Origin of the sequence: Pseudocolwellia agarivorans (assembly GCF_002000085.1) — a bacterium.
GTDB lineage: Bacteria > Pseudomonadota > Gammaproteobacteria > Enterobacterales > Alteromonadaceae > Pseudocolwellia > Pseudocolwellia agarivorans.
Genome location: NZ_MUZU01000034.1, coordinates 1 through 1,706 on the forward strand (window position 1 = coordinate 1; position 1,706 = coordinate 1,706).

Here is a 1,706-nt window from a genome sequence, read left to right on the forward strand (position 1 = left end):
ATCAGTTAATATAAACATAACAAGCAAATCAACAAGGACTAAAAACAGCGGGCTGTTCGCTTCGCTCCATTTTAGCCCACAATTTTTAGCCTGTTATTTGGGCGTTAGCAGCTATAAGGAAGTTTTGCGTATGTGGTTAGCTTATGTATGATTTAAAGCCTTCGGAAGAAGACGTTATTCGAAATTCAAGACTAGAAACTTTATATAATCATAAGTTTGATAAAGGTCGCTTTTTTCAAGTTGTCTTTGAAGATGAAAATGAAGTGCATGTTAAAATAGCACCTCGAACTATGATGAAAGTGGTATACATCAAAGACAATGATGATATTGAAGGCATAAAACTTTGCAAAGTTGTAAGCGGCGAAGAAAAGCAATCGATTGAATTTACAAAATTTAATTTAGAGCAATTAAAAACATTCTTACTTTTTATTCAAGAACTTGATCTTAAAGGTATCGCTGAACGGAGGATTAAATTAGCTGATGATTCTCTAGATATCCTAGATTCTGAAACTAAGAAAAAAATAACGACATTACTGTCTGGTTCTGATGGAGGTGATCTTGTTAGAGGTCTTCTTTCCGATGGAATGATAACCACCCAAGACCTTGTTAATACTGGTTATAGAAAGTCTCAACTTAACATATTTAATAATTTGTTAAATCATAATTATCTACCTCAATATAAAATTGATATAGGTAAAATCAATACAAAAGATGAAACCGCTTGGCAGCATTTTTTTGCAGTAAATCAATGGATATTTGGTTATGGTCTTGATTATCGATTTCAAGGGATTTTGCAAAAAGAATTTCATGCATCTGATACAAACGCAGGTGGTAGTGAGGGCGTAATTGCGGATTACCTAATGGGTGATAATAACTTTACAACATTCGTAGAGTTGAAATTACCTAGCACACCGCTATTTGGCACAGCTCAAAATAGAGCTCAATCATGGAAACTTTCTAAAGAGCTAATGGAAGGCTATTCGCAAATACTTGAACAAAAAGCTAGCGGATCATTTAAGGTTCAATCTACTAAAAATTTATACGCTGATGATTATAGTAAAATCACTCAACACGCCTTTGATTCTAAAGCAATTTTAATTATTGGTAATTGGGGACAAATTAATGATTGTCAGGAGGGAATTCAAGAAATGAAGCGTAAAAGCCTTGAGTTATTTAGACGAGATTCCCGTAATATTGAAATCTTAACTTATGACGAGCTATATGAAAGAGCATTATTTATCGTAGGTCATTAATATATATGTAAATAGCTGCTAACAAGTTGCTCAAACGGACAAAAAACAGTTGGCTTTTGCTCGTGCCTCGCTAATTTTAGCCAACTATTTTTCGCCGCTTAGCAAGGCGTTATGTGTCTTCTACATTTAGTTGTTGGCACGAGCTAAAATATTTTTATTAAGCTCCGATGTTTTTTTCGTTTGCTGCTTACGAGTTTTCGCTAGTTTAGTTTTGTAATGGTCACTAATAGGCTTTGCCTTTTATACCTTTTTCAAAGGTGGCAAATCCATTAGTTTGTACTTAATTTGGTGGTGCGCTCAAAATTAGCGTATTGTGCAAAGCTAACGGTGTTTACTTGTAACTTCAGCGTTTAGAATTGAGTACAGTAAACACATAACAAGTTGCTTAAAAGGACAAAAAACAGTTTGCTGTTTTCGCTCCGCTCAACATTTTAGCAAACAATTTTTTGCCTC

The 1,706-nt window shown here is 34.2% G+C and carries 1 protein-coding gene; it reads left to right on the top strand.

Going from position 1 to position 1,706, the window contains the following annotated elements:
- The first annotated feature begins 143 nt into the window (after positions 1-143).
- A complete protein-coding gene (locus B0X80_RS20180) occupies positions 144-1,253 on the top strand; it encodes a Shedu immune nuclease family protein (RefSeq protein ID WP_077343684.1) in 1,110 nt (369 codons plus the stop codon).
- Positions 1,254-1,706 lie beyond the last annotated feature (453 nt).

Excerpts from the sequence above, each read along its gene's own strand:
- B0X80_RS20180 (WP_077343684.1), top strand. The coding sequence starts at position 144 with ATGTATGATTTAAAGCCTTCGGAAGAAGACGTTATTCGAAATTCAAGA.